The organism is Anaerotignum sp. (genome assembly GCF_017483025.1).
Lineage (GTDB): Bacteria > Bacillota > Clostridia > Lachnospirales > Anaerotignaceae > Anaerotignum_A.
Genome location: NZ_JAFUMA010000096.1, coordinates 1 through 6,782 on the forward strand (window position 1 = coordinate 1; position 6,782 = coordinate 6,782).

A 6,782-nucleotide genomic window follows, 5' to 3' on the forward strand; every position below is an offset into this window, starting at 1 on the left:
ATACCTGCAGATCCTTGAAATGGTTGGAATTGCGCACTGCCTGGAAGAGGGCAGAGCACATGCGGCTGTAATATTCCATGGAACCGCCGCTGTCCATCAGAAGCAGGACCTTAACAGTATTTCTTCTGGGTTTATCGTAAACCACTTTCAGGCTGCCGGCGTTGTCGCAGGTTTCACGAATGGTGCCGTCGATATCGAATTCCGTTCTGGCTTCGTCTGCCCGGGCGGAGAACTGGCGCAGTCTGCGGAAGGCCATCTGGAACTGGCGGGTATCCAGTACGTTATCTTCGCGGAAATCACGGAATTTACGATCGCCCGCCACCTGAAAGGCGCTGCGTTTCTTGCTTTCGCCGCCCACGCGGATGCCCTTGCTGATATCGCCGCTGTTGCCGAAGGGGGAAGCGCCGTGGGTGCCCACCCAATAGGAACCGCCGTTGTGTTCTTCTTTCTGTTCCTGCAGTCTTTCCTTCAGCATCTGTTCGATCTGCTGTTCGGAAAGACCCATGTTTCGCAGCATGTCCTCCATGCTGTATTTGCCGTCCAGCTCTTCCTTGGGTTTATTCAGCCAGTCCAGAAGTTCCTTAGGCAGTTCATCGGTGGCCCGTTCCATGTCTTTGAAATATTCCAGGAAGGCCCCGTCGAATTTGTCGAAATCTGCTTCGCTTTTTACCAGAATGGCGCGGGCAAGGTAATAGAACCCCGTGAAAGAGGAATTGTGCAGACCCTTATCCAGCGCTTCGATGAGGGACATCCACTCATTCAGGGAAACCTTCAGCCCTCTGGCGCGAAGAAGATAAAAGAATGAAGTAAACATAAGCCATTCACCTACTTACTTCAGGTATTTTCTCATAGTGTCGATGTCTTCGTTCTTTTTCAGCAGTACCCCTGCGAAAGGAACGGTTTCTTTGATTTTATAGGAAGGCACACCGCCCAGCTCCAGCGCGCGGATCCAGTCGATGACTTCGGATGTGCTGGGTTTTTTCTGGATGTTGTAGAGACCTCTGATCCAATAGAAGGTTGCCAGAACCTGCTGCAGCACGTTTTCTTCCACGTGGTCGAAGTGTACTTTGATGATCTCTTCCATCTGTTCCGCATTGGGGAATTCAATGTAGTGAAAGATACATCTGCGCAGGAATGCGTCGGGCAGTTCCTTTTCCGCGTTGGATGTGATGATAACGATAGGGCGCTGTTTTGCTTTTACAGTTTCCTTTGTTTCAGGAATGTAGAATTCCATCTTATCCAGTTCCCACAGAAGGTCATTGGGGAATTCCAGATCGGCTTTGTCGATTTCGTCGATCAGCAGGATGACCTGTTCGTCGCTGGAGAAAGCTTCGCCCAGTTTGCCCAGTTTTACGTATTTTGCGATATCGTCAACGCCTTCGTTGCCGAACTGGGAATCATACAGACGCTGTACCACGTCGTAAACATACAGACCGTCCTGGGCCTTTGTGGTGGATTTGATGTTCCAGATGATGAGCTTTTTGCCCAGGGCCTGGGAAATGGCTTCGGCCAGCATGGTTTTGCCTGTGCCGGGTTCGCCTTTGATCAGCAGAGGTTTCTGCAGGGCGATGGCGATATTTACGGAACGCATCAGCTCTTCGCTGGCTACATAATCTTTACTGCCTTGGAATGTCATATTCATAATTGGGATCACGCCTTTCTGGTTTAAATCTTTTGCATACGAATCATCTAGGATATCATTATTGTATGGGCAGAAGGGAGGATTGTCAAGAAAAGCCTTGAAACATAGGGATTTTCGGCTTTTTGCAATAAAAAAAGGACGACATTTAGCCGTCCTTTGCGCGTCTGTGTTTATTTTACATCCAGACCTGCCATTCTTGCCATTTCCAGAATGGAAGCCTTGGATACTTTTTTGCCTTTGTAATCGATCAGATCATCCATGCTGCCTGTGAAAATATCAGCGGGTTCATATTTTTTCAGAATGATGGTATTTTCATCTACGAAAATCTCCAGGGAATCTTTGATTTCGATCCCCATATTGCGGCGAAGCTCAATGGGCAGAACGACTCTTCCCAGTTCATCCACTTTTCTTACGATACCTGTTGATTTCATTTATTTGCTTCCCCCTACTACGATAAGTTTCTGTTCTTTGATACGGATATAAAAATCTTAACTAAATCTTAACACAGGGTGAAAAAAATTTCAACCGTTTATGCGAAAAATGTAAAATGATAACATATTCCTGCCTGAAATATACAGGTTTTCCGAATGACTTTTCATAAAAAGAAACAACCGCGTATATACTTGACAGAAGGGGGCGAGGCTATGCTGAACGGGATCTGGGGTTTTTTTGTCATTGGCGGAATACTGACAGGGGCTTTCCTGGGCAGGATGGACATGGTGACGGCGGCGGTCATCGGCGGCGGAAAGTCTGCCATGGAGCTGGCCTTTACCATGGCGGGGGTAGTGGCGGTCTGGTCTGGGGTACTGAAAATCGCGGAAAAGGGCGGCATGATCGACGTTTTGGCGGGAAAGATGACACCTCTGATGGATTTTCTCTTTCCATCCATTCCCCGCACCCACAGGGCGAGAAAATACATAGCCACCAATTTTGTGGCAAATTTCCTGGGCCTGGGCTGGGCGGCTACCCCGGCAGGGCTGATGGCCATGAAGGAACTGCAAAAGCTGAATCGGGAGGAACCGGGAACGGCTTCCGCCGCCATGTGTATGTTCCTGACGGTGAATATGACTTCCCTGCAATTGGTGACGGTGAATATCCTGGCCTATCGGGCGGAATTCGGTTCAGCAAACCCGGCGGAGATCGTGGGGGTGGGCATTGTTGCGACCCTCATTACCACAGTGGTCGGCACTTTGGCGGCAAAGGCATTGGAAGGGAGGGCGTAACATGCGTATCCTTTTGACCATATCGGATTTTCTCATCCCTGTGACGGTGCTGTTTATCGTCGTTTTCGGCTGTTTGAAAAAGGTGGATATTTATGAAACCTTTCTGGAAGGGGCGAAGGAGGGCCTGCAGACGGTCATCGACATTCTGCCTACCCTCATCGGCCTGATCATGGCGGTGGAAGTCATGCGGGCCGGGGGACTTCTGGAAATTCTGGTGGAGCTGATCCGCCCTGCCTGTGATATCATCGGTTTTCCTGCGGAGCTGGCGCCTCTGAGCATCGTGCGGCTGGTCTCCTCTTCCGCGGCTACGGGGCTTCTGACAGACCTTTTTTCTGCCTATGGCCCCGATTCTTTTATCGGGCGGACGGCTTCTGTCATGATGAGCTGTACGGAAACGGTATTTTACACCATGAGCCTGTATTTCCTTTCCATCGGTATCCGCAAAACAAGGTATACCCTGCCCTGCGCGCTGCTGGCAAATATCGTCGGTGTCTTTGCTGCGGTGTGGCTGGTGCGGGTTGTTTTTTAAAGTTGGATAGGGTATAATCAAATTTACGAGAGAAATCAACGCCCGCAAAGGGCGTTTTTGCTAAGAACAACGGGAACCTTTGAGAGAGGGAATACTATGAAAAAATGGATGATGGCGCTGGCGTGCCTGCTCCTTTGCACTGCCTGCGGGGCGGAGGAGGAAGAGAACACTTTTAGCCTGACGGCTGCCCAACAGGAGGCCTATACGAAAACCATCGATGGCGTGATGGAGGAATTTTATTGGGATTATGACAAAGCCAGCCTGACCTTTGGCGCGGCGGTGGTGCCGGAAAATAATGAAGAAAACACCAGACTGTTCACGGCTTCTGCTGCCTGCGAATATAATCTGAAAGGCAAGGCGGGGCAGGATGCCGTGCTGGCAGAAGCTTCTCTGCTCCATTATAACGGCGATGCGGCGGGCAAGCTGCAGTGCTGGTTTGTAAATGGGAATCTGGCGGGCGTTGCCTACAGCGGCGGCTATGACAATGGATATTACAGCCTGATGGAACGCAATCCCTTCGTGGCGGATGGCGGTTTCCGGGCTTATGAAAACTGGACAGGCATGGGCACTGCTTTTGGGGAAGGCGGCGGCGAATTTTCTCCGGAAGGCATCTATTCCACAGGGAAGGATACCAAGGGCAATACGCTGGCAGTCTCCATCCAGAATGGGGCAGCGGCAGTCTATCGCTATGCCAATGGCCTGAGCCGCTATCGAAGCTTCTCCTATGGCAATGGCTTAGAAGCCACTTCTGCAGCTTTCCTGAACGGGAAGGATGCCAGACTGGCAGTGCTGGTCTCCAGCATTACGGAAAGCGGCGAAGGGGAGAGCGAAAAGACCTATTCCCGTGCGGAACGCATCATGCTGTATGATGAAAATCTTTACGTGGCAGGGGAAATTCCTCTGGAAGGGGAGCTATGCACAGCCCTGGGCGCGGAAGACGGGAAAATTTATCTTTTTATCGACCAGAATATGGATATTTATGAGGAAACAGAAAACGGCTGGGAACGCACCGGCAGCAGAAAGCTGCGCCATAAGGTGACCCAGTTCCACGTGGCTGATCTGGACGGGGACGGCGAAAAGGAATATCTGATGAGCGACGGCATGGATCTGTATCTTTACCATAATACAGGCGGCAGCTTTAGAAAGCTTTGGAGCACCCATCTGGGTGTGGAAAACTTCTATGGCCCCATCACCAGCGGCGATTTGAATGGGGATGGCGTGAAGGAAATTTACGCCTGTGATACCACAGCGACGACCATCCGTTATGTCCTGACAGAAAAAGGCCTGCAGACAGAAAATGAAGATATCGACTATGGCCAGTGTATCTACCCCTGCGATTTCGATGGCAACGGCAAGGCGGATTACTGGTTCGTGCAGGATAATATCGACAGAAGAGGACAGCTGTACCTGGCAAATACGGAGGGATAAATCATGACAGAATCTGAAAAATATATGACAGAAGCCCTCATCGAAGCGGAAAAAGCCCTGGCGGCGGGGGAAGTGCCCATCGGCGCAGTCATGGTGCGAAACGGCGAGATCATTGCCCGGGGCCATAACCTGCGGAATACGGATAAAAACCCTCTGCGCCACGCGGAAATTGACGTCATCGACGCATCTGCAAAAATCGTTGGAGACTGGCGATTGGAGGATTGCGTCCTTTACGTAACAGTAGAACCTTGCCCCATGTGCGCAGGGGCTATCGTGCAGGCCCGTATCCCTAAGGTGGTTTTCGGCACAAGAAATAGTAAGGCGGGCTGCGCCGGTTCCGTGCTGGATGTGCTGAATGAACCTAAACTGAACCATCAGGTGGAGATCGAAGAAGGCATCCTGCAGCCTCAGTGCAGCGAAATCATGAAGCGATTTTTCAAGCGTTTCCGTAAAAATGCCAATGCTGCACCATTGACAGAAAGTCAGTGAGCGTGTATAATAATCTGGTTACAAACGTAAAAACCAGTTGAAACCCTGTTTCGGCTGAGTAATATTTCCGTGCTAGCCGGGGCGGTAGCGGTGCCCTGTACTCACAATCCGCTATAGTGAGGGTGATGCTCGCTTTCGACGTATGGCCTGATGGCCTGCCCTTCGGAAGCGGTGTTGAAGTTCGGGTCTTACGCAACATGAGCCTGTGAACCGTGTCAGGGTCGGAAGGCAGCAGCACTAAGCAGTCAACTTGTGTGTGTTGTAAGGGTGCTCGGATGGAGCCGTGGAAGATGGTAACGCATGGGGCGATGCGGCAACAGTGGGCGCACGGATCCTTAAAAAATCAAAGTCCTATTCAAATAGGACTTTTTTTGTTGCTGAATTCCTGATTTATGGTATGATAATATAGATATAATATGTTTATATATCGTCAAGCAACGGTATCGTTGCTTGAATGTATAGGGTCCAGGGAATGATTCCCTGGCAGGGTCCGGGACAGAGTCCCGGGAGAAGGAGTGTTTTTATGGCTTATACGGCATTGTATAGAAAATTCCGCCCCCAGACCTTCGATAGCGTCATCGGGCAGGACCATATCGTCAGAACGCTGAAAAACCAGATGAAAACAGAGCGTGTTTCCCACGCCTACCTGTTCTGCGGCACAAGGGGTACCGGTAAGACCTCTACAGCGAAAATCTTCGCCAGAGCTATCAACTGCACCAACCCCACGGAAGATGGCGAACCCTGTAACCAGTGTGCCGTTTGTCAGGATATCCTGGCGGGCAGAAGCGTCAATGTCATTGAGATCGATGCCGCTTCCAACAATAGCGTAGATAATATCCGCGAAATCCGCGAAGAAGTAAAATATCCCCCTACCCAGGGACGGTTTAAAGTCTATATCATCGACGAAGTGCATATGCTTTCCAATAGTGCCTTTAACGCACTGCTGAAAACATTGGAAGAGCCCCCTGCACATGTTATCTTCATTCTGGCGACCACAGACCCCCAGAAAGTCCCCGCGACGATTTTGTCCCGTGTACAGCGGTTTGATTTTAGAAGAATCACGACGGAGACCATCGCGGAAACCCTTTCGAAATATCTTTCCAAGGAAGGGCACAGAGCAACGCCCGAAGCTATCCGCTATGTGGCCCAGCTGGGGGATGGCTCCATGCGAGATTCCCTGAGTATCCTGGACCAGTGCCTTGCCTTTTTCAGCGGCGAGGAAGTGACACTGGAAAAGGTGCTGGATATTATGGGCGCGGTAGACCAGACCATTTTCTTCGAAATGACCGAAGCCCTGGCCCAGAAAAATGCGAAAAAGACTATGACGCTGGTGGAAGAAATGATGCTTTCCGGCAGAGATGTGAAGCAGTTTGTGACGGAAATGCTGCAGCATCTGCGGAATCTTCTCATGGCGGCGACCATCCCCGATGCGAAAAACGTACTGGATCTTTCTCAGGAGGATGCGGAAAAA

At 50.6% G+C, this 6,782-nt stretch carries 8 protein-coding genes and 1 other RNA gene; 6 read left to right on the top strand and 3 right to left on the bottom strand.

Annotation, left to right across the window (positions count from 1 at the left end; translation table 11 throughout):
* From IJ369_RS08375 to IJ369_RS08385, 3 genes are all read right to left on the bottom strand, one after another.
* On the bottom strand, positions 1 to 814 hold an 814-nt coding region (locus tag IJ369_RS08375; RefSeq protein WP_290718054.1), incomplete at its 3' end, for a VWA domain-containing protein.
* A gap of 15 nt (positions 815 to 829) precedes the next feature.
* On the bottom strand, positions 830 to 1,642 hold the full coding sequence (locus tag IJ369_RS08380) for an AAA family ATPase (protein WP_290718056.1): 813 nt from the start codon (positions 1,640 to 1,642) through the stop codon (positions 830 to 832).
* Positions 1,643 to 1,812: 170 nt separating this feature from the next.
* Entirely contained in the window at positions 1,813 to 2,073 is a 261-nt protein-coding gene (locus IJ369_RS08385; protein WP_290718058.1) for an AbrB/MazE/SpoVT family DNA-binding domain-containing protein, read from the bottom strand.
* A gap of 213 nt (positions 2,074 to 2,286) precedes the next feature.
* Between IJ369_RS08385 and IJ369_RS08390 the strand changes: the two genes are divergently transcribed.
* From IJ369_RS08390 to dnaX, 6 genes are all read left to right on the top strand, one after another.
* Positions 2,287 to 2,865 carry a nucleoside recognition protein gene (locus IJ369_RS08390; RefSeq protein ID WP_290718060.1) on the top strand — a complete coding sequence of 193 codons (579 nt, stop codon included), beginning with the start codon at positions 2,287 to 2,289 and terminating at the stop codon, positions 2,863 to 2,865.
* A gap of 1 nt (position 2,866) precedes the next feature.
* A complete protein-coding gene (locus IJ369_RS08395; RefSeq protein ID WP_290718062.1) occupies positions 2,867 to 3,394 on the top strand; it encodes a spore maturation protein in 528 nt (175 codons plus the stop codon).
* A 96-nt stretch (positions 3,395 to 3,490) separates the two neighbouring features.
* Entirely contained in the window at positions 3,491 to 4,822 is a 1,332-nt protein-coding gene (locus IJ369_RS08400; protein ID WP_290718064.1) for an FG-GAP repeat domain-containing protein, read from the top strand.
* Positions 4,823 to 4,825: 3 nt separating this feature from the next.
* Positions 4,826 to 5,311 (top strand): tRNA adenosine(34) deaminase TadA, encoded by a 486-nt coding sequence (gene tadA, locus IJ369_RS08405; protein ID WP_290718066.1) that lies wholly within the window; start codon positions 4,826 to 4,828, stop codon positions 5,309 to 5,311.
* Between the two features lie 67 nt (positions 5,312 to 5,378).
* Positions 5,379 to 5,642: signal recognition particle sRNA large type (gene ffs / locus IJ369_RS08410), an RNA gene on the top strand.
* Positions 5,643 to 5,834: 192 nt separating this feature from the next.
* Positions 5,835 to 6,782, top strand: a 948-nt coding sequence (dnaX, locus tag IJ369_RS08415; protein ID WP_290718067.1) for a DNA polymerase III subunit gamma/tau, incomplete at its 3' end; no start/stop codon positions are given.

Excerpts from the sequence above, each read along its gene's own strand:
- IJ369_RS08380 (WP_290718056.1), bottom strand. The coding sequence starts at position 1,642 with ATGAATATGACATTCCAAGGCAGTAAAGATTATGTAGCCAGCGAAGAG.
- IJ369_RS08400 (WP_290718064.1), top strand. The coding sequence starts at position 3,491 with ATGAAAAAATGGATGATGGCGCTGGCGTGCCTGCTCCTTTGCACTGCC.
- IJ369_RS08390 (WP_290718060.1), top strand. The coding sequence starts at position 2,287 with ATGCTGAACGGGATCTGGGGTTTTTTTGTCATTGGCGGAATACTGACA.
- tadA (WP_290718066.1), top strand. The coding sequence starts at position 4,826 with ATGACAGAATCTGAAAAATATATGACAGAAGCCCTCATCGAAGCGGAA.
- IJ369_RS08385 (WP_290718058.1), bottom strand. The coding sequence starts at position 2,073 with ATGAAATCAACAGGTATCGTAAGAAAAGTGGATGAACTGGGAAGAGTC.
- IJ369_RS08395 (WP_290718062.1), top strand. The coding sequence starts at position 2,867 with ATGCGTATCCTTTTGACCATATCGGATTTTCTCATCCCTGTGACGGTG.